This is a genomic window from Methylobacterium nonmethylotrophicum (genome assembly GCF_004745635.1).
Taxonomy (GTDB): domain Bacteria; phylum Pseudomonadota; class Alphaproteobacteria; order Rhizobiales; family Beijerinckiaceae; genus Methylobacterium; species Methylobacterium nonmethylotrophicum.
Window position 1 is genome coordinate 173306 of the sequence record NZ_SRLB01000015.1, and the last position, 19307, is coordinate 192612.

The window sequence follows — 19307 nt, forward strand, 5'->3', positions numbered from 1 at the left end:
GACGGGAGAACGTCACCATGGCCTTCTTCTTCTGCCGCCTCGTCGCCCCCCGGGCGACCTTTCCCGGGGACATGACGCCCCGGGAGGCCGAGGCGATGCACGCCCACGCCGCTTACTGGCAGGGCGCCCTCGGCCGCACGGTCCTGGCCGTCGGCCCGGTCCTCGATCCGGCCGGGGCCTGGGGCCTCGGCCTCATCAGCGTCGCCGATGCCGGCGAGGCCCAGGCCTTCACCCAGGCCGATCCGGTCGCCGCCGCCGGCCTCGGCTTCCGCTACGAGATCCACCCGATGCCGCAGCTGAGCCTCGCGCCGGCCGCGGCCCCCGTTCCCGCCACGTCCCCCATTCCCGCTCAGTGAGAGGAGGCGCCCCGCTCCGGGGCGCGATGCCATGGCCACCGAAATCCGCGTCCCGACCCTGGGCGAATCCGTGAGCGAGGCCACGATCGGCCGCTGGTTCAAGAAGCCCGGCGACACCGTGAAGGCCGACGAGCCCCTGGTCGAGCTCGAGACCGACAAGGTCACCCTGGAGGTCAACGCCCCGGCCTCGGGCCAGCTCGGCGACATCGTCGCCAAGGACGGCGAGACGGTGGAGCCCGGCGCGCTCCTCGGCTCGATCGTCGAGGGCGGCGCTGGCGCCGGCAACGGTGCCGCCGCCCCGAAGGCCGAGGCTCCCAAGGAAGCCCCGAAGGCCGCCGCCGAGGCGCCCGCCAAGTCCTCCTCCGCCTCCTACGGCAGCCACGGCGATGCCGCCCCGAAGGGTCACGCCTCGGGCGATCACGGCCCGGCGGTCGCGCGGCTCGCGCAGGAATCCGGCGTCGACCCTTCCTCGCTCAAGGGCAGCGGCAAGGACGGCCGCGTGACCAAGGGCGACATGCTCTCGGCGATCTCGTCGGGCGCCTCCTCGCCCGCCCCGGCGCCCACGCCGCAGGTCGCCCGCGCGCCCTCGGCGCCGGACGATGCCTCCCGCGAGGAGCGGGTGCGCATGACCAAGCTGCGCCAGACCATCGCCCGGCGCCTGAAGGACGCGCAGAACACCGCCGCCATGCTGACGACGTTCAACGACGTCGACATGGGCGCGGTGATGGCCCTGCGCCAGCAGTACAAGGACGTGTTCGAGAAGAAGCACGGCGCCAAGCTCGGCTTCATGGGCTTCTTCACCAAGGCGGTGATCGGCGCCCTGAAGGACGTGCCGGCGGTGAACGCCGAGATCGACGGCCAGGACATCGTCTACAAGAACTACTATCACGTCGGCATCGCGGTCGGCACCGACAAGGGGCTGGTCGTGCCGGTGGTGCGCGACGCCGACCAGCTCTCGATCGCCGGGATCGAGAAGGCCATCACCGGCTTCGGCCGCAAGGCCCGCGACGGCAAGCTGTCGATCGAGGACATGCAGGGCGGCACCTTCACGATCACCAACGGCGGCATCTACGGCTCGCTGATGTCGACCCCGATCCTCAACGCGCCGCAATCCGGCATCCTGGGCATGCACCGCATCGAGGAGCGTCCCGTGGTGCGGAACGGCAAGATCGAGGCGCGGCCGATGATGTACCTCGCCCTGTCCTACGACCACCGCATCGTCGACGGGAAGGAGGCCGTGACCTTCCTGGTGCGGGTCAAGGAGGCCCTGGAGGACCCGGCGCGCCTCGTGCTCGACCTCTGAAGGTCAACCAGTGCTGCCCCTCCTCCGAGAGGGGCAGATCGGAGAAATGAAAGGCGCGGGTCTCCCCTCTCCCACACCGGAGCGGGGAGACCCGCGCCCTGATCGTCCCAGGATAGTGCATCGGACGGCCCGACTGTTCGGGATCTCTCGCACCAGGGAGCACGGCATCATGGACAAGACCGACAAGGTCCTGGTGGTCACGGGCGGCAGCCGCGGCATCGGCCGCGCCGTCTGTTTGCGGGCGGCGCGGGCCGGCTGGCGGGTCTGCTTCTCCTACGTCGCCGCCAAGGACGCCGCCGACGCCCTGGTGCGGGAGATCGAGGGCCATGGCGGCACCGCGCTCGCCGTCCGCAGCGACGTCGCGGTCGAGGCCGACATCCCGGCGCTCTTCAAGGCGGCCGACGGCCTCGGGACCCTCGGCGGCCTCGTCAACAATGCGGGCGTCGTCGACTACGCCGCGCGGGTCGACGAGATGACCTTCGCGCGCCTCGACCGGATGATGACCACCAACGTCATCGGCTCGTTCCTGTGCGCCGGCGAGGCGGTGCGGCGGATGTCGACCCGCCACGGCGGGCACGGAGGCGTCATCGTCAACATCTCGTCGGTCGCCGCGCGGCTCGGCGCGCCGAACCAGTACGTGGACTACGCCGCCTCGAAGGGCGCCATCGACACCTTCACCACCGGGCTGGCCGGCGAGGTCGCGGCCGAGGGGATCCGCGTCAACGGCGTCGCCCCGGGCCTGATCGAGACCGAGATCCACGCCAGTGGCGGCCAGCCCGACCGGCTCGACCGCCTCAGCCCCCTGGTGCCGATGAAGCGCGCCGGCTCCGCCGACGAGGTCGCGGCCGCGGTGCTGTGGCTCCTCTCGGACGAGGCCTCCTACGCCACCGGCGCGACCCTGACGATCTCGGGCGGCCGCTAGCCGCTCCCTCACACCCGCTCACTCATCCAGCGGCGGCGCCGTCCGGGTCCGCCGCTCCCAACCCCGCGAGTCCCGAATGTCCTCCTACGATCTCGTCGTCATCGGCACCGGCCCCGGCGGCTACGTCTGCGCGCTCCGCGCCGCCCAGCTCGGCCTGAAGACCGCCGTGGTCGAGAAGCGCCCGACCCATGGCGGCACCTGCCTCAACGTCGGCTGCATCCCGTCGAAGGCCCTGCTGCACGCCTCCGAGGCGTTCGAGGAGGCCACCAAGCACCTCCCCGTGCTGGGCATCACGGTCGGCGAGCCGCAGCTCGACCTGGCCAAGATGATGTCGTTCAAGCAGGAGGGCGTCGACGGCAACACCAAGGGCGTCGCGTTCCTGCTCAAGAAGAACGGCGTCGACGCCTTCCAGGGCACCGGGCGGCTCGCCGGTGCCGGCCGGGTCGAAGTGCTGTCGGAGGACGGCGGCAACCAGATCCTCGAGGCCAAGAACGTCGTGATCGCGACGGGCTCGGACGTCGCCAACCTGCCGGGCGTCATCATCGACGAGCAGGTCGTGGTCTCCTCCACCGGCGCCCTCGAGCTGGCGAAGGTCCCGGGCAAGCTCGTCGTCATCGGCGCCGGGGTGATCGGCCTCGAGCTCGGCTCGGTCTGGCGGCGGCTCGGCGCCGAGGTGACGGTGGTCGAGTACCTCGACCGCATCCTGCCGGGCATGGACGGCGAGGTCGGCAAGCAGTTCCAGCGCATCCTCGCGAAGCAGGGCATCACTTTTCGCCTGTCCCAGAAGGTCACGGGCGTCGAGCGCACCAACGAGGGCGCCAAGGTCACGGTCGAGCCCGCCGCCGGCGGCGCCGCGGAGACGCTGGAGGCCGACGTGGTGCTCGTGGCGATCGGCCGCGTGCCCTACACCGCGGGCCTCGGGCTCGAGACGGTCGGGGTCCAGCTCGACAACAAGGGCCGCATCCTGACCGACGACCGCTACGCCACCAACGTCACCGGCATCTACGCCATCGGCGACGTGATCGCCGGTCCGATGCTCGCCCACAAGGCCGAGGACGAGGGCGTCGCGGTGGCGGAGATCCTGGCCGGCAAGGCCGGCCACGTGAATTACGGCGTGATCCCGAACGTGGTCTACACCACGCCGGAGGTCGCCTCGGTCGGCAAGTCCGAGGAGGAGCTGAAGAAGGACGGGATCGCCTACAACACCGGCAAGTTCCCGTTCACGGCGAACGGCCGCGCCAAGGTGAACCACACCACCGACGGCTTCGTGAAGGTGCTGGCGGACGCCGCGACCGACCGGGTGCTCGGCGTCCACATCGTCGGGCCCGACGCCGGCAACCTCATCATGGAGGTCGCGGTGGCGATGGAGTTCGGCGCCTCGTCGGAAGACATCGCCCGCACCTGCCACGCCCACCCGACCCTGACCGAGGCGGTGAAGGAGGCGGCGCTGGCGGTGGAGAAGCGCGCGCTGCACATGTGAGGCAAGGCCTCGGAGGCTGGCGCCCGAAACCTCCCCCCGCTGCGGGGGAGGGTGCCCTGCGAAGCAGGGCGGGAGAGGGGAGACCGCCTCCGAAGCGGTCGCGCGACCATTGTGATGGGCGCCACCCTGGAGAAGCGTCGCGCTGCCCCTCTTGCGGGACTTCGTCCCGGCCCGTGCTGACGCCGGGACCACCCTCCCCCGCAGAGAGGGAGGGTTACGCGCTCGGCGCCGTGTGTGCTGTTCTGAATCGTACGAGTACGGCGGTCCGCCCAAGGCAGGACAATCCTGCATCCAGGCCGAGCGGATCAGTCGATAACGGGGAGGATCCACGGCGATGGACGGTGCGGCAGCGAACGGCAACCCGACTCCCCCGGCGGTCGTCGTGGTGATGGGCGTCTCGGGCTCGGGCAAGACCACCGTGGCGAGCCTGCTCGCCGGCCGGCTCGGCTGGGAGTTCGAGGACGGCGACGACTTCCACCCGGCCGCCAACGTCGAGAAGATGCAGGCCGGCACCCCGCTCACCGACGAGGATCGCCGGCCCTGGCTCGCCGCCATCGCGGCCTGGATCGACCGGGTCCGTGCCGAAGGCCGGCACGGGGTCGTGACCTGCTCGGCCCTCAAGCGGGACTACCGCGACATCCTGGTCGGGGATCGGCCGGACGTGCGCCTCGTCTACCTCAAGGGCGACCGCGCGCTGATCGGCCGGCGCATGGCCGCCCGCCACGGCCACTTCATGCCGACCAGCCTGCTCGACAGCCAGTTCCGCACCCTCCAGGAGCCCGCGGCCGAGGAGAGCCCGCTGGTGGTCTCGGTCGGCGCCACCCCGCAGGCGATCGTGGCCGAGATCGCCGCCGCCCTGACCGGACAGACCGTGCGCGGCGCCTGAATCGCGCCGTCCTCCGCGATTTCGATGCCCGTTGTGCCTGGTTTTTGACAGTTCGCGGCGCCCGTGCCATCGCCAGGGCATGCTGGACGCCATCCATGCCCGGTAATCCGCCCACCTCGTACGAGACCGTTTTCCCGGGCGGCGGCGAGATGGGCGCCCGCCTGCGCGCCCGCGACTGGGCGGCGACGGCCTTGGGGCCGGTCGAGGGCTGGCCGCAATCCCTCACCACGGCGGTGCGGATCATGCTCGGCTCCCGCTTCGCCATGTGGATGGCGTGGGGATCGGAGCTCACCTTCTTCTGCAACGACGCCTACAAGCCGACGCTGGGCGTCAAGGAGGCCTGGGCGCTCGGCTCGCGCTCGGACGTGGTCTGGGCCGAGATCTGGCCCGATATCGGCCCGCGCATCGCCCAGGTGCTGAGTACCGGCCGGGCGACCTGGGACGAGGCGCTGCTGCTCTTCCTCGAGCGGCGCGGCTTCAGCGAGGAGACCTATCACACCTTCTCGTACAGCCCGCTCGCCGACGATACCGGCACCGTCACCGGCATGCTCTGCGTCGTCTCGGAGGAGACCGAGCGGGTGATCGGCGAGCGGCGCCTGCGATCCCTGCGCGACCTCGGCGCCGGGATGGCGGCGGCCCGCACGGTGGCGGAGGTCGGCGGGGTCGTCGCCGCCTGCCTCGGGGCGGGCACCCGCGACCTGCCGGTGGCGCTCGCCTATCTGACGGGCGACGAGCCGGCCCTGCTCGCCCGGGCGGGGATCGGGCCGGAGCACCCGGCCGCCGGGCGGGCGGCGGAGGCGGCGGCGCAGGCCCTCGGCCTCCTCGGCCCCGACCAGGGGCCGGTTGTGGTGCCGGTGGCCGAGCTCGGGCCCCTCTTCGCCGACCTGCCGGCGGGATCCTGGAACCGGGCCCCCACCCACGCCCTGGTGCTGCCGATCGCCCAGCAGGGCCAGAGCCGGCCGGCCGGGGTGTTCGTCGCCGGGCTCAGCCCGTTCCGGCCGGTGGACGAGGAATATCGCGGCTTCGTCGCGCTGTTCGTCGGCCAGATCGCCACGGGCTTAGGCAACGCCAACGCCTACGAGGCCGAGCGTAAGCGCGCCGAGGCCTTCGCCGAGCTCGACCGGCAGAAGACCGTGTTCTTCTCCAACGTCAGCCACGAGTTCCGCACGCCGCTGACCCTGATGCTGGGTCCCCTGACGGAGGTGCTGGACTCCTCGCCCGCCACGATCGATCCGGACACCCGCCGCCTCGTCGAACTCGCCCACCGCAACGGCCTGCGGCTCCTGAAGCTCGTCAACGCGCTCCTCGACTTCTCGCGCCTCGAGGCCGGCCGGACCCAGGCCGCCTTCGAGCCCCTCGACCTCGCCCGGTTCACCGCGGAACTCGCCTCGAGCTTCCGCTCGGCCACCGACAAGGCCGGCCTCGTCCTCGACGTCGAGTGTCCCGCCCTGCCGGAGCCGGTCTTCGTCGACCCGGAGATGTGGGAGAAGATCGTCCTCAACCTCGTCTCCAACGCCTTCAAGTTTACCCTTGAGGGCCGCATCGCCGTGCGCCTGGACGCCGAGGACGGGCAGGTGCGGCTCACCGTGGCGGATACGGGCCTGGGCATCCCGGAGGCCGAGCTGCCGCGGCTGTTCGAGCGCTTCCACCGCGTCGAGGGCGCGCAGGGGCGCAGCTTCGAGGGATCGGGCATCGGGCTCGCCCTCGTGCAGGAGCTCGCCCGGCTCCACGGCGGCACGGTCGGGGTCGAGAGCACCTTAGGGGAGGGCAGCACCTTCACGGTGAGCCTGCCGCTGGGCCAGGCCCACCTGCCGCAGGACCGCATCCGCGCCGCGCGCGACGGGATCTCGACGGCGACCCGCTCCCACGTCTTCGTCGAGGAGGCGACGCGCTGGCTCGGCGACGAGGCCGCCCCGCCGCAAGACCTCGGCGAGGCGCCAGGCCCGGCCACGCTGGCCGGCCTCACCGGCCGGGTGCTGCTCGCCGACGACAACACCGACATGCGGGCCTATGTCCGGCGCCTGCTCGGCGACAGCGGCCACGACGTCGAGGCGGTGGGCGACGGCACCGCGGCGCTCGCGGCCGCCCGGCGCCATGCCCCGGACCTCGTCCTCACCGACGTGATGATGCCGGGGCTCGACGGGTTCGGCCTGCTCGCGGCGCTCCGGGCCGACCCGTCCTTGCGCGCCATCCCGGTGATCCTGCTCTCGGCCCGGGCCGGCGAGGAGGCCCGCATCGAGGGGCTGGCCGCGGGCGCCGACGACTACCTGATCAAGCCGTTCTCCGCGCGCGAGCTGCTCGCCCGGGTCGAGACCAACCTGCGCCTCGCCCGGGTGCGGCGCGAGGCCGCCGATGCCCTGCGGCGGGTCAACGAGACGCTGGAGGCCCAGGTCGCCGAGCGCACCCGCGAGCGCGACCGGATGTGGCGCCTGTCGCGGGACGTGATGATCATCGCGCGCTTCGACGGCACCGTGACGGCCCTCAACCCGGCCTGGACGACGGTGCTGGGCTGGGACATCGACGCCCTGATCGGCGGCTCGTTCCTCGACCTCGTGCATCCGGACGACCGCGCGCGCACGCTTGCGGAGACGCGGCGCCTCGAGGACGGCCAGGCCACGCTGCTGTTCGAGAACCGCTACCGGCATGCCGACGGCTCCTACCGCACCCTGTCCTGGACGGCGGTGCCGGGGGAGGAGCACCTGCACGCGGTCGGGCGCGACGTCACCGCGCAGCGCGAGCTGGAGGAGGCCTTCCGCCAGTCGCAGAAGATGGAGGCGGTGGGCCAGCTGACGGGCGGCATCGCGCACGACTTCAACAACCTGCTCACCGGCATCGTCGGCTCGCTGGACATGCTGTCGACGCGGCTCTCCCAGGGCCGCCTCGACGTCGCCCCGCGCTACATCGATGCGGCGCTCACCTCGGCCCACCGGGCCGCGGCGCTGACCCACCGGCTGCTCGCCTTCGCCCGGCGCCAGCCCCTCGATCCGCGCCCCGTCGACGCCAACGCCCTGGTGGCGTCCCTGGAGGACCTCGTCCGCCGCACGCTCGGCGAGACCGTCACCCTCGAGACCCGCCTCGCCGACGCGCTGTGGCCGACGCTCTGCGACGCCAACCAGCTCGAGAGCGCGATCCTCAACCTCGCCATCAACGCCCGCGACGCGATGCCGGAGGGCGGGCGGCTCACCATCGAGACCCGCAACGTCGAGCTCGACGCGATCTTCGCGGCGGCCCACGGCGACGTGGCGCCGGGCGCCTACATCCGGCTCGCCGTGACCGATACCGGCATCGGCATGCCGCCCGAGGTGGTGCGCCGCGCCTTCGACCCGTTCTTCACCACGAAGCCGCTGGGCCAGGGCACGGGCCTCGGCCTGTCGATGATCTACGGCTTCGCCCGCCAGTCCGACGGCCACGCCGCCATCACCTCCGAGGTCGGCCGCGGCACCACCGTGGCCCTCTACCTGCCGCGCCATGCCGGCCCCCTCGCCAAGGCCGAGACTCCCGCGCAGGCCCTCGATGGGCCGCCGGTCGCCGGCAGCGGCGAGACCGTGCTGGTGGTCGAGGACGAGCCGGCGGTGCGCGCCCTCATCGTCGACGTGCTGCGCGACCTCGGCTACCGGGCGCTGGAGGCCGAGGACGGTCCGTCGGGCCTCGCCGTGCTGCGCTCGTCCGCCCGCATCGACCTCCTCGTCACCGATGTCGGCCTGCCGGGCCTCAACGGCCGCCAGCTCGCCGACGCCGCCCGCGAGCACCGCCCCGGCCTCAAGGTGCTGTTCATCACCGGCTACGCCGAGAACGCCGCCATGGCGGGGTTCCTGGCGCCCGGCATGCAGATGATCACCAAGCCCTTCCCGATCGAGATGCTGGCCCGGCGGATCCGGGCGATGATCGAGGGGTAATGCGTTTCTCTCTGATCAGATCTTCGGATCCCATGTAAAACGGGCAATCCATGAAAGTATGGCCCGGGACCCCCTCTCCCACACCTTGCAGCGATCCCGGGCAGGCCTGGGATCGCCTGGAGAGGGGATCCCGCGCTATGTCTTGAAATGGGATGGCTGGGGGACGCGCTCAATCTCCGGCGCGATCTCGAATGCATGACGGTGCATGCATCGGACGCCGACGCCGCCATGCGCAGACGCGTGCCGTGCGCCCCCGGGGTGGACCTGCGCCCCGAACCCCTGTAACAGCACCCTCCTCCACGAAAAGACCGTAGGGATTCCCCGCGCGCCGCGAGCGCCCGCCGCCATGCGGCCGGCCCTCTGTCGAGGCCCATTGCCTCCGGAGCCGATCCGATCCCCGCGCGTCGCCTCACCCGGGATCGATCTCACGTGCCTTTTCCTGCCCTGCCCGCCCCCCTCGCCCAGGCCCTCGCCGGCCGCGGCTACGAAGACCCGACGCCGGTCCAGGCCGCCGTCCTCGAGCCCGAGACCGAGGGGCGCGACCTCGTCGTCTCGGCCCAGACCGGCTCCGGCAAGACCGTCGCCTACGGCCTCGCGCTCGCCCGCACGCTGCTCGGCGACGCCGAGACCTTCGCGGCGCCCGGCGCCCCGCTCGCGCTCGTGATCGCGCCGACCCGCGAGCTCGCGCTCCAGGTCCACCGCGAGCTGTCCTGGCTCTACGGCCCGGCCGGCGCCCGCGTCGTCTCCTGCGTCGGCGGCATGGACCCGCGGCGCGAGAGCCGCTGGCTGGCGGATGGCGCCCATATCGTGGTCGGCACGCCGGGCCGCCTGCGCGACCACCTCGAGCGGCGCAACCTCGACCCGACGGCTCTTCGCGCCGCGGTCCTCGACGAGGCGGACGAGATGCTCGACCTCGGCTTCCGCGAGGACCTCGAGTTCATCCTCGGCACCACCCCGGCCGAGCGGCGCACGCTGCTCTTCTCCGCCACCCTGCCGAAGGGCATCGTGGCGCTGGCGGAAGCCTATCAGCGCGACGCCCTGCGCATCGCGGTGGCCGGCGAGACCAAGGGCCATGCCGACATCGAGTACCGCGCCTTCCGGATCCTGCCGCGGGAGACCGAGCTCGTCGTCGTCAACACCCTGCGCCAGGTCGAGGCGCGCACCGCGATCGTGTTCTGCAACACCCGCAACGCGGTGCGCCACCTCCAGGCGGTGCTGACCGAGCGCGGCTTCCAGGCGGTGGCGCTCTCGGGCGAGCTCGGCCAGGGCGAGCGCAACGCCGCCCTCCAGGCCCTGCGCGACGGCCGCGCCCGGGTCTGCGTCGCCACCGACGTCGCCGCCCGCGGCATCGACCTGCCGGGCCTCGGCCTCGTCATCCACGCCGAGCTGCCCCACGACGCCGAGGTGATGCAGCACCGCTCCGGCCGCACCGGCCGGGCCGGGCGCAAGGGTATCAGCGTGCTCCTGGTACCGCCGTCGCGCCGCCGCCGGGCCGAGGAGCTGATGGTGCGGGCGAACGTCGTGCCGGTCTGGTCCGGCCCGCCGCCGGCCGACGAGATCCGCGCCCTCGACCAGGAGCGCCTGCTCCAGGACCCCCTCGTCACCGAGGAGCCGACGGAGGAGGACCGGGCGATGGCCCAGTCCCTGCTCGCCCAGCGCTCGCCGGAGGACATCGCCGCCGCCCTGGTGCGGGCCTACCGCGCCCGCATGCCCTCTCCCGAGGAGGTCACCGATCCGGGCTTCGCCACCGGCCGCGGCCTCGCGCCCCGGCGCGAGACGCCGGCGCGGGACGGGCCGCGGGCGCCGTTCGGGTCGAGCGTGTGGTTCCGCCTCAATGTCGGCCGGCGCGACAATGCCGACCCGCGCCGGCTGCTGCCGATGCTGTGCCGCCGGGGCGACGTGACCCGCGAGGAGATCGGCGCGATCCGCATCTTCGACCGCGAGACCAAGTTCGAGGTCCGCGGCGGCGCCGCCGAGCGCTTCGCCCACAGCTTCCCCCGCACCGGCCCGGCCGACCTCCAGGTCGAGCCGCTCGCCGGCGAGGCCGACCTGCCCCGCCCCCGCCAGCCCCGGCGCAACGCCCGGCGCGGGTGAGGGCCATTCCCGGACCGGCCGACAGCCGGTAACAGGGGCCTCGGATGAAACGAGGCCCCGATGAGCGATACCGTCGAGATCCGTCACCGCGACACCACCGCCCGCCTCGCGCTCAATGGGGCCGAGCCGGTCTCCTGGCGGGTCGGCGGCACCGAGTACCTGTGGGAGGGCGATCCGGCGCACTGGAACCGGCACGCGCCCTGGCTCTTCCCGGTCGTCGGCGCCTCCGCCGGGGGCGCCGTGACGGTCGCGGGCCGGGCCTACCCGATGGCGCAGCACGGCTTCGCCCGCGACAGCCGCTTCACGGTGGTGGCGCAGGCCGAGGACAGCGTCGCGTTGCGCCTCGCCGACACCCCGGAGACCCGCCGGGCCTACCCCTTCGCCTTCCGGCTCGACATCACCGCCACGGTGCGGGACGGCGCGCTCGCCTTCGCCTGCGAGGTCCATAATCCCGGCTCTGAGCCGCTGCCCTACGGCCTCGGCTTCCACCCGGCCTTCCCCTGGCCCTTCGCCGGCGGCACGCGCGCCGCCGGGGGCGGCTACGCGGTGCGCTTCGATCAGCCGGAGCGGCCGGCGGTGCCGGAGGTCGGGGCCGGCGGCCTTCTGGTGCGGACCGAGCGGGCGCTGCCGCTCCTGGGCGATACCCTGCCCCTCGACCCGGACCTGTTCACCGAGGCGCTGGTGTTCCTGAACGCGCGGAGCCGGACGATGCACTTTACCGCACCCTCGGGCGCCGCTATCGCGCTCGAGGCCGACGACTTTCCCCATCTCGCGGTCTGGACCAAGCCGACCGCGCCGTTCCTGTCGCTCGAATGCTGGACCGGCCATGCCGACTGGGCGGGCTTCTCCGGCGAGCTGGCGGAGCGCGACTCGCAGCGCCTGCTCGCGCCGGGGCAGAGCGCCCGGCATGGCGTGACCCTGCGCTTCACGCCGGCCTGAGGACGCGTAACCGCCCGTCAACCGGACCCGGGCCCTACTCGCCGGCCGATCCCCCCGCGACCGGAGCCCGGCCCCGATGTCCGATGCCACCGACCTGCTCCTGCCCGGCGCGCCCGACGTGCGGGCGGCGGCCATCGCCTGGCTCGGCGGCCTCGCGGCGGAGCGGCGGCTGTCGCCCAACACCGTCGAGGCCTACCGCCGCGACCTGCGGCAGTTCCTGGCCCATCTCGCCCGGACCGGCGCCAATCCCGACATCCCGGCCCTGATCCGCCTCAAGCCCCGCGACCTGCGCGCCTTCATGGCGGCGCGGCGCCAGGAGGGCGTCGGCGGGCGCAGCCTGATGCGGGCGCTCGCGGGCCTGCGCTCCTTCGCCCGCCACCTCGACCGCGAGGGCCACGGCAGCGTCGCGGCGCTGTCGGCGGTGCGCTCGCCCAAGGTCGAGCGGCGCCTGCCGCGCCCGCTCCCCGTCGCCGCCGCGGTCGCGATGGCGAGCCCCGACATCCGGGCCGGCGAGGATCGCCCGCCCTGGGTGCTGGCCCGGGACGCCGCGGTGCTGGCGCTGCTCTACGGCGCGGGCCTGCGCATCTCGGAGGCGCTGGGGCTGACGCGGCGCGACGCGCCGGTCCCCGGGACCGACGTGGTGACGGTGATCGGCAAGGGCCAGAAGACCCGCAGCGTGCCGGTGATCGCCCAGGTCCAGGCCGCGGTGGCCGAGTACCTCGCCCTCTGCCCCTATGCCCTGCCTCCGGAGGGACCGCTCTTCGTCGGCGCCAAGGGCGGTCCGCTCTCGCCGCGCATCGTGCAGCTCGCCGTCGCGTCGATGCGCGGGGCCCTGGGCCTGCCCGAGAGCGCGACCCCGCACGCCCTGCGCCACTCCTTCGCCACGCATCTCCTCGCCCGCCAGGGCGACCTGCGGGCGATCCAGGAGCTTCTCGGCCACGCCTCCCTGGCGACCACGCAGGTCTACACCAAGGTGGATGCCGCCCGCCTCCTCGACGCCTTCGACGCCGCCCATCCGCGGGCGCGCGCCTCCTGAGCCCTACTCCGCCGGCGCCTCGCGGGTGCGCCCGAGGGTGACGTGCGGCACCATCAGGGCGACCGCGAAGGCGAGCGCCGAGAACAGCAGCACCGCCCAGAAGGTCTGGTGCAGGGCGTGCTGCAGCACCACGCGCACGCTCGCGGCCTCGCCGGCCAGGCCACCGGCGGCGAGCGCCCGCTGCAGGCTGTCGGCCGTGACGGCGCTGCCCGCGCCCGAGAGGCCGTGGTTGAGCACCGCGCCGAACACCGTGGCGCCGAGCGTGCTGCCGAGGTTGCGCGAGAAGATGTTCGAGGCGGTGGCGCTGCCGCGCTGGGTCCAGGGCACGATCTCCTGGATCAGCATCAGGGCGGCGTTGCTCAGCAGCCCCATGCCGAAGCCCATGATCAGCGAGCCGGCGCCGGCCTGGGCCGGCGGGCTGCCGGGCTGCAGCGTCACGAAGGCCAGCGCCCCGAGCGGCAGCAGCAGGCTGCCGAAGACCAGGATGCGCCGCAGGCCGAAGCGGTGGATGTTGCGCGCCGCCAGCGTCGCCCCCACCGGCCAGCCGAGCACCATCACGGTGAGGGCCATGCCGGCCACCACCGGCGTCTGCCCGAGCACGCCCTGGACGTACATCGGCAGGAAGGTGGTGAGCCCGATCAGCGCCATGCCGGCGAGCAGCGAGGTGGCGTTGGCGGCGGCGATCGGCCGGCGGCGCCAGAGCGACGCGTCGATCACCGGCTCCGTCGTCCGGCGCTCCTGGAAGGCCAGCAGCACGGCCGCGACGAGGCCGAGCCCGGCCGCCACCGCCACGACGGTCCAGCGCCCCTCGCCGGCCTCCGTCAGCCCGACCATCAGGGCCGCCACCGTGACGGTGAACAGGGCGGCGCCCGGCGCGTCGACGGGCCGGCGCTCGCGCCGCTCGCCCTCGTGCAGGAAGGCGACGAACAGGGCGGTCGCCACCAGGCCGACCGGCAGGTTGATCCAGAAGATCCACGACCACGAGGCGTGCGCGATGATGAAGCCGCCCGCCACCGGCCCGACCACCGCCGAGATCGCCCAGACGCTGGCGAGGAAGCCCTGGATGCGGCCGCGCTCCTCGGCGCTGTAGAGGTCGCCCACGATGGTGAGCGACACCGGCTGGATCGCGCCGGCGCCGATGCCCTGGATCAGCCGGAAGGCGATCATCGCCGGCATCGACCAGGCGAAGCCGCACAGGACCGACGAGACCAGGAAGACCGCGATGCCGGTCAGCAGCACGGGCTTGCGCCCATGGATGTCGGCGAGCTTGCCGAACACGATCGTGGCGGCGGTCTGGGTCAGGAGGAAGCCGGAGAAGACCCAGGCGTAAAGCGACAGCCCGCCGAGCTCGCCGACGATGCCCGGCATCGCCGTGGAGATGATGGTGGCCTCGATCGCCACCATCGCCATCGCGGCCATCACGGCGGCGATCACGAGGGGACGGCGCGTCGTCCGGGAGGTCGTCATGGCGGGGCTTTTCGGCAGGCGGGGGCTGATCGGCGCAGCTATACCGATCGGCCCGGAAAGCAAGCGGTGCCGCGCGCAGGCCAGACCCGCGCCGTCGTGTCCTACTCGGCGTAAGTCACCGGCAGTGCGGTGGTGTACTTGATCCGCTCCATCGCGAAGGCCGAACTGACGTCGTAGAGGTCGACCGACTGGATCAGCCGCTTGTAGACCCGGTCGTAGGCCGCGATGTCGGGCACGACGATACGCAGGAGGTAATCGGTCTCGCCGCTCATCCGGTAGAACTCGACCACTTCGGGGATCGTCACCACGGCGGCGCAGAACCGCTCGGCCCAGTCGGCGGTGTGCCGGTTGGTGCGCACCGAGACGAAGACCGTGACGCCGACCCGCATCCGGTCGGGATCGAGGAGCGCCACGCGCCGCTGGATCACCCCCTGCGCCTCGAGCTTCTGGATCCGCCGCCAGCACGGCGAGGCCGACAGGCCGACCCGGGCCGCGATCGCCTCGAGCGGCTCGGCCGCGTTCTCCTGCAGGCACAACAGGATTTTCCGGTCGAACGCATCCACGCGAAAATTTCCCAGGGTTCCGCACTCTCGCGCAATCGGCTTGCGCGAATTTACGAAGATCGGGGCAAATTCGCAATCCGGCTCCTGGGGAGCCGTGCGATTCTCTTGCTGCCTTTCGGGATCGACGAGGCCTTGAGGAAACCGATGTCGAAGCTGTCCTTCTCCGAGCACCCCGCCTCCGTCGGCGAGACCTATTTCGAGCATATGGGCGTCGCGACGGGCTTCGGCCTGCGCATGATCGCCGGCGGGCTCGCCTGCCTGGTGCACGGGATCCTGCCCTTCGCCTTCACCAGCACCGGCTCGCGCACGATCAACCGTCTGCACGACCGCATGGTGGCGAACCGCACCCGTGCGGCCCAGCACCGGACCGACGCCGCCTCCGCCGTCTCGGCCTGATACTCCCCCTCCCTTCGTCGCGGGTTGACGTCTCCGGGGCATTTCCGGACCCTGGCTCTCCATACGGTCCCGGCGGGCGCTCGACCTGAGCGTCCGGACAGGGCCCGAGAACCAGGGAGTCATCGCCCATGCCGTTCCTCAGGCGCGCCGCCGGCGCGCTGGCCGTCGCGCTCGGCCTCGTCACCTCGCTCGCCGCGCCCGTCCGGGCCGAGACCGGCGAGGTCCGCTTCACCCGCCAGCCCGGCCTGATCTACATGCCGATGGTGCTGGCCGAGCAGCAGCGCCTGGTCGAGAAGCACGTCGCGGCTGCCGGCCTCGGCGAGGTCAAGGTGAGCTGGGTCACGCTGACGAGCGGCGGCGCCTCGGTCGACGCGCTCATCTCCGGCAACGTCGATTTTGTCACCAGCGGCGCCACCAACCTGCTGCTCGCCTGGGACCGCACCCGTGGCGAGGTGAAGGGCCTGGCGGCGTCGGCCGGCGCGCCGATGCTCCTCGTCACCCGCAACCCGGCGGTGAAGACCCTCGCCGACTTCTCGGCCAAGGACCGGATCGCGGTGCCGACCGTGAAGGTCTCGGCCCAGGCGGTGATGCTGCAGATCGCCGCCGAGCGTCAGCTCGGCGAGGCCGGCCGCAACAAGCTCGACCCGATCACGATCCAGCTCGGCCATCCGGACGCGGTCGGCGCGCTCCTCGGCGGCACCAGCGAGGTCAACAGCCACTTCTCGCTGCCGCCCTACCAGCAGATCGAGCTGAAGGACCCGAAGATCCACGTCGTGCTCAACTCCTACGACGTGGTCGGGGGGCCTCTGAGCAACGCCATCGTGTTCGGCCGCGGCAAGTTCATGGAGCAGAACCCGAAGACCACCGCCGCGGTGCTGGCCGCCATCGACGAGGCCAACGCCCTCATCCGCGACGACCCGAAGCGCGCCGCCGAGCTCTACCTCGGGGCCACCAAGGAGAAGTTCGAGCCCGACGAGCTCGTCGCCATGATGAAGCAGCCCGGCGTCGTGTTCTCGACCACGCCCTACGGCACGATGCTGCAGGCCGACCACCTGGTGAAGGCCGGCGTGCTGAAGAACCGCCCGAAGGAGTGGAAGGACTTCTTCTACAAGGCGGTGCACGGCCAGCCGGGCACCTGACGCATCAGCGCGGCAGGATGTCGAGCCCCTTGCGGCCGACGGTCAGCTCGCCGATGTCGCATTCGGCCGCGCTGTTGGCCGGGAACGCGACGGCCCCGGAGGCCGAGGCGCCGCCGGTGCCGTAGCCGTAGGCGGTGCGGCCCCAGCCGTTCGCCGCCCGCACCGGCCGGGCGCCGGGGCGCAGCTGCGGCCCGACGGAATCATGGTCGAACGGCGACCACATCCGGCAATCGTAGCCCGGCAGCCCGGGGACGACCGGACCGACGGGAGCCCGCCCGCGGGCCTGCGCCGGCAGGGCCGCGAGCCCGAGGAGCGCGGCGGTGGCGAGGATCCGGATCATGTCTCGTCCCGCATGGGGTGGGATGGCCCTGAACGTGCAACTCCGCTGGGTCGCCGCCGAAGAAGGGCCTGCGGCTTGAATGGTAACATTTATGGCACCATTTCAGGTGGAGATCCGGGAGTTCATAGATGCTCGCGGACGGAGCCCGTTCGCAAGCTGGTTCGATGGCCTGGATAGCCGGGCTGCGGCCAAGGTCATCGTCGCCCTGAGCCGCATGGAGCAGGGCAATCTCTCGAACGCCAAGGCAGTCGGAGGCGGCGTCCACGAATACCGGATCGACTGGGGGCCCGGCTACCGGCTGTATTTCGGTCGCGACGGTGACAAGCTGATCATTCTCCTTTGCGGCGCCACCAAGCGCCGACAACAGGACGACATCTCCGAGGCGCAGACGCGCTGGAGAGACTACAAGCAACGTCGAGAGGATGGGGGGTGATGGTCCTGACCCGTAGCTTCAAGGAAACTGTCAAGGCACGTGCCGAGCGTGATCCAGCCTTCCGCGACGCGCTGTTGACGGAAGCGATCGGCCAATTCCTCGCCGGTGATCTCGATACCGGCAAGGCGATCTTGCGTGACTACATCAACGCGACGATCGGTTTTGAACAACTGGCCGAGACAACAGGCTCGTCATCCAAGAGCTTGATGCGGATGCTCAGCCCAGCGGGTAATCCGACCGCCAGCAACCTGTTTGGCGTGCTGGCCACCGTGCAGAAGGCAGCCGGAATCAATCTGGCTGTCTCGGTCGACCGATGAGCGTGGTCGAATCCTGATCACTGGTAGAAACCATCACCCTGTTGCGACAGCCGCTCTCGATCGTTCCCATGACCATCCGTCCCATCCGTCCCATCCGTCCCATCCGCACCGACGCCGACCACGCCGAGGCTCTCGCGGAGATCGAGCGTCTGTGGGGCAGCGCACCGGGCACGCCCGAGGGCGATACGCTCGACGTCCTGGCGACCCTGGTCGAGGATGACGAGACCCGGAACTTCCCGGTCGAGGCTGCCGACCCTGTCGACCTTCTGCATTTCGCCATCGAGGATATGGGCCGGTCGCAGGCGGAACTGGCGGACCTCCTCGGGTCCCGGTCCCGCGCCTCCGAGATCCTGAACCGGAAGCGGCACCTCACCCTCGACCAGATCCGCGCCGTCAGTGCCGCCTGGAATCTGCCCATCGCGGTCCTGGCCGCGCCCTACCGGCTGGCGCGGGACGTAGCCTGAGGGATCTGGCCTGAGGGACGTGCCCCGAAGCCGGGCTCCCCCGTGTCCCGCCGGCCCACCTCTTGCCGATTTCTCGCCGGAGCCGGGCCGCATTAACGATCCGGTAACCACGCTGCGCGCTTCATGGCGGTCGGTAACAACTCGTCAACCGCCGTGACCAGCATCAGCCTCACACGCCCCTCCCTCCCGCTGCGCGGCCGCTCCTTCCGGGCGCTCGTGCTCGCGCCGGAGACGCCGCTCGGCGACTGGTTCTCGCACCTGGATGCCCTGGTGCAGCGCTCGCCGACGCTCTTCTCCGAGCGCGCCGTGATCCTGGACGTCTCGGGCCTGGCCAAGGACTCCCCCCGGGGAGGACACTCCCTCCGGGGGGACTTGGCCGGGCCCGAGGCGGCCGAGCCCGCCGAGGACAAGGATGCCGGGGCCGAGACGGCTCCCGACATCGCCGGCCTCGTCGACGAGCTCAAGCAGCGCGGCATCCGCATCATGGGGGTCGAGAAGGCCGAGCCGGCCTGGCTCGGCCCGGCGCTGCCGCCGCTCCTGAGCGGCGGCCGGCCGACCGAGATGGCGGCTCCGCCGGAGCCCGAAGCGCCGAAACCCCCGGAGCCCCGCAAGCCGAACTCCCTCGTCCTCGAGACCCCCCTGCGCTCCGGCCAGTCGGTCTATCACCCGGAGGGCGACGTGACGGTGATGGGCTCGGTGGCCTCGGGCGCCGAGATCCTGGCCGGCGGCTCGATCCACGTCTACGGGGCGCTGCGCGGCCGCGCCATCGCGGGTGCGGGCGGCAACCCCCGGGCCCGGATCTGCTGCCGCCGGTTCGAGCCGGAGCTGATCGGCATCGACGGCCTGTTCCGCACCGCCGACACCACCGACCCGAAGCTGCGCAAGAAGGCGGTCCAGGTCTGGCTGGAGGGCGAGACCCTCCGCATGGCGACCCTGGACTAGAGAGCCCCGCCGGGGCGCGACACGACCACGACCGGGCGGGGTCCCGCGGGCGAACGCCCCGACCCGCCCGGCACCCAAGACCACCGAAACCCCATCCGCGCGCGGACCGGACCGTGACCCGGACGCCGCCTCATCCTTCGCTCTGGGGGGAGCACAGTAATGGCCAAGATCATCGTGGTGACGTCGGGCAAGGGCGGGGTGGGCAAGACCACCACGACGGCGGCCCTGGGGGCCGCCCTCGCCCAGTCCGGCCAGAACGTCTGCGTCGTCGACTTCGACGTCGGCCTGCGCAACCTCGACCTCATCATGGGCGCCGAGCGCCGCGTCGTCTACG

At 72.2% G+C, this 19307-nt stretch carries 19 protein-coding genes; 16 read left to right on the plus strand and 3 right to left on the minus strand.

What is annotated here, in order from left to right; genetic code table 11:
* Positions 1–17 precede the first annotated feature (17 nt).
* From EU555_RS20995 to EU555_RS21035, 9 genes are all read left to right on the plus strand, one after another.
* On the plus strand, positions 18–356 hold the full coding sequence (locus EU555_RS20995) for a YciI family protein (RefSeq protein WP_135417177.1): 339 nt from the start codon (positions 18–20) through the stop codon (positions 354–356).
* Between the two features lie 31 nt (positions 357–387).
* Positions 388–1659, plus strand: a complete 1272-nt coding sequence (gene odhB / locus EU555_RS21000) for a 2-oxoglutarate dehydrogenase complex dihydrolipoyllysine-residue succinyltransferase (RefSeq protein ID WP_135417178.1) — start codon at positions 388–390, stop codon at positions 1657–1659.
* Positions 1660–1828: 169 nt separating this feature from the next.
* Complete coding sequence (locus EU555_RS21005; RefSeq protein ID WP_135417179.1) at positions 1829–2581, plus strand: SDR family oxidoreductase; 753 nt, start codon at positions 1829–1831, stop codon at positions 2579–2581.
* 76 nt (positions 2582–2657) lie between these two features.
* Complete coding sequence (gene lpdA / locus EU555_RS21010; protein WP_135417180.1) at positions 2658–4061, plus strand: dihydrolipoyl dehydrogenase; 1404 nt, start codon at positions 2658–2660, stop codon at positions 4059–4061.
* A gap of 334 nt (positions 4062–4395) precedes the next feature.
* Positions 4396–4947, plus strand: a complete 552-nt coding sequence (locus EU555_RS21015; RefSeq protein WP_135417181.1) for a gluconokinase — start codon at positions 4396–4398, stop codon at positions 4945–4947.
* A 95-nt stretch (positions 4948–5042) separates the two neighbouring features.
* Positions 5043–8843, plus strand: coding sequence for an ATP-binding protein (locus EU555_RS21020; RefSeq protein ID WP_135417182.1), 3801 nt, complete (start codon positions 5043–5045; stop codon positions 8841–8843).
* Positions 8844–9272: 429 nt separating this feature from the next.
* On the plus strand, positions 9273–10937 hold the full coding sequence (locus EU555_RS21025) for a DEAD/DEAH box helicase (RefSeq protein WP_135417183.1): 1665 nt from the start codon (positions 9273–9275) through the stop codon (positions 10935–10937).
* A 60-nt stretch (positions 10938–10997) separates the two neighbouring features.
* Complete coding sequence (locus EU555_RS21030) at positions 10998–11876, plus strand: aldose 1-epimerase family protein (protein WP_135417184.1); 879 nt, start codon at positions 10998–11000, stop codon at positions 11874–11876.
* 76 nt (positions 11877–11952) lie between these two features.
* On the plus strand, positions 11953–12912 hold the full coding sequence (locus EU555_RS21035; RefSeq protein WP_135417185.1) for a tyrosine recombinase XerC: 960 nt from the start codon (positions 11953–11955) through the stop codon (positions 12910–12912).
* Positions 12913–12915: 3 nt separating this feature from the next.
* Here the strand turns inward: EU555_RS21035 and EU555_RS21040 are convergent, their stop codons facing one another.
* The gene (locus tag EU555_RS21040; RefSeq protein ID WP_135417186.1) at positions 12916–14379 is read right to left on the minus strand and encodes an MDR family MFS transporter; all 1464 of its coding nucleotides are present in this window, start codon (positions 14377–14379) and stop codon (positions 12916–12918) included.
* Positions 14380–14480: 101 nt separating this feature from the next.
* On the minus strand, positions 14481–14942 hold the full coding sequence (locus EU555_RS21045) for an Lrp/AsnC family transcriptional regulator (protein WP_135417187.1): 462 nt from the start codon (positions 14940–14942) through the stop codon (positions 14481–14483).
* A 144-nt stretch (positions 14943–15086) separates the two neighbouring features.
* Between EU555_RS21045 and EU555_RS21050 the strand changes: the two genes are divergently transcribed.
* The gene (locus EU555_RS21050) at positions 15087–15338 is read left to right on the plus strand and encodes a DUF6356 family protein (protein ID WP_135417188.1); all 252 of its coding nucleotides are present in this window, start codon (positions 15087–15089) and stop codon (positions 15336–15338) included.
* Between the two features lie 128 nt (positions 15339–15466).
* Complete coding sequence (locus EU555_RS21055) at positions 15467–16477, plus strand: ABC transporter substrate-binding protein (protein ID WP_135417189.1); 1011 nt, start codon at positions 15467–15469, stop codon at positions 16475–16477.
* Positions 16478–16481: 4 nt separating this feature from the next.
* Here EU555_RS21055 and EU555_RS21060 read toward each other — a convergent pair whose 3' ends face one another.
* The gene (locus tag EU555_RS21060; protein WP_135417190.1) at positions 16482–16817 is read right to left on the minus strand and encodes a hypothetical protein; all 336 of its coding nucleotides are present in this window, start codon (positions 16815–16817) and stop codon (positions 16482–16484) included.
* A 106-nt stretch (positions 16818–16923) separates the two neighbouring features.
* On the opposite strand from EU555_RS21060, the gene EU555_RS21065 reads away from it, so the two are divergent.
* From EU555_RS21065 to EU555_RS21085, 5 genes are all read left to right on the plus strand, one after another.
* Entirely contained in the window at positions 16924–17250 is a 327-nt protein-coding gene (locus EU555_RS21065; RefSeq protein WP_135417209.1) for a type II toxin-antitoxin system RelE/ParE family toxin, read from the plus strand.
* Positions 17250–17567: a helix-turn-helix domain-containing transcriptional regulator gene (locus tag EU555_RS21070; protein ID WP_135417191.1), complete on the plus strand. Its 318-nt coding sequence runs from the start codon at positions 17250–17252 to the stop codon at positions 17565–17567. The genes EU555_RS21065 and EU555_RS21070 overlap by 1 nt, the downstream gene beginning before the upstream one ends.
* A 68-nt stretch (positions 17568–17635) precedes the next feature.
* Entirely contained in the window at positions 17636–18031 is a 396-nt protein-coding gene (locus EU555_RS21075; protein WP_135417192.1) for a helix-turn-helix domain-containing protein, read from the plus strand.
* A gap of 123 nt (positions 18032–18154) precedes the next feature.
* Positions 18155–18973, plus strand: coding sequence for a septum site-determining protein MinC (gene minC, locus EU555_RS21080; protein WP_135417193.1), 819 nt, complete (start codon positions 18155–18157; stop codon positions 18971–18973).
* 159 nt (positions 18974–19132) lie between these two features.
* Positions 19133–19307 (plus strand): nucleotide-binding protein (locus EU555_RS21085; RefSeq protein WP_167858624.1); only part of this gene is annotated, 175 nt, incomplete at its 3' end.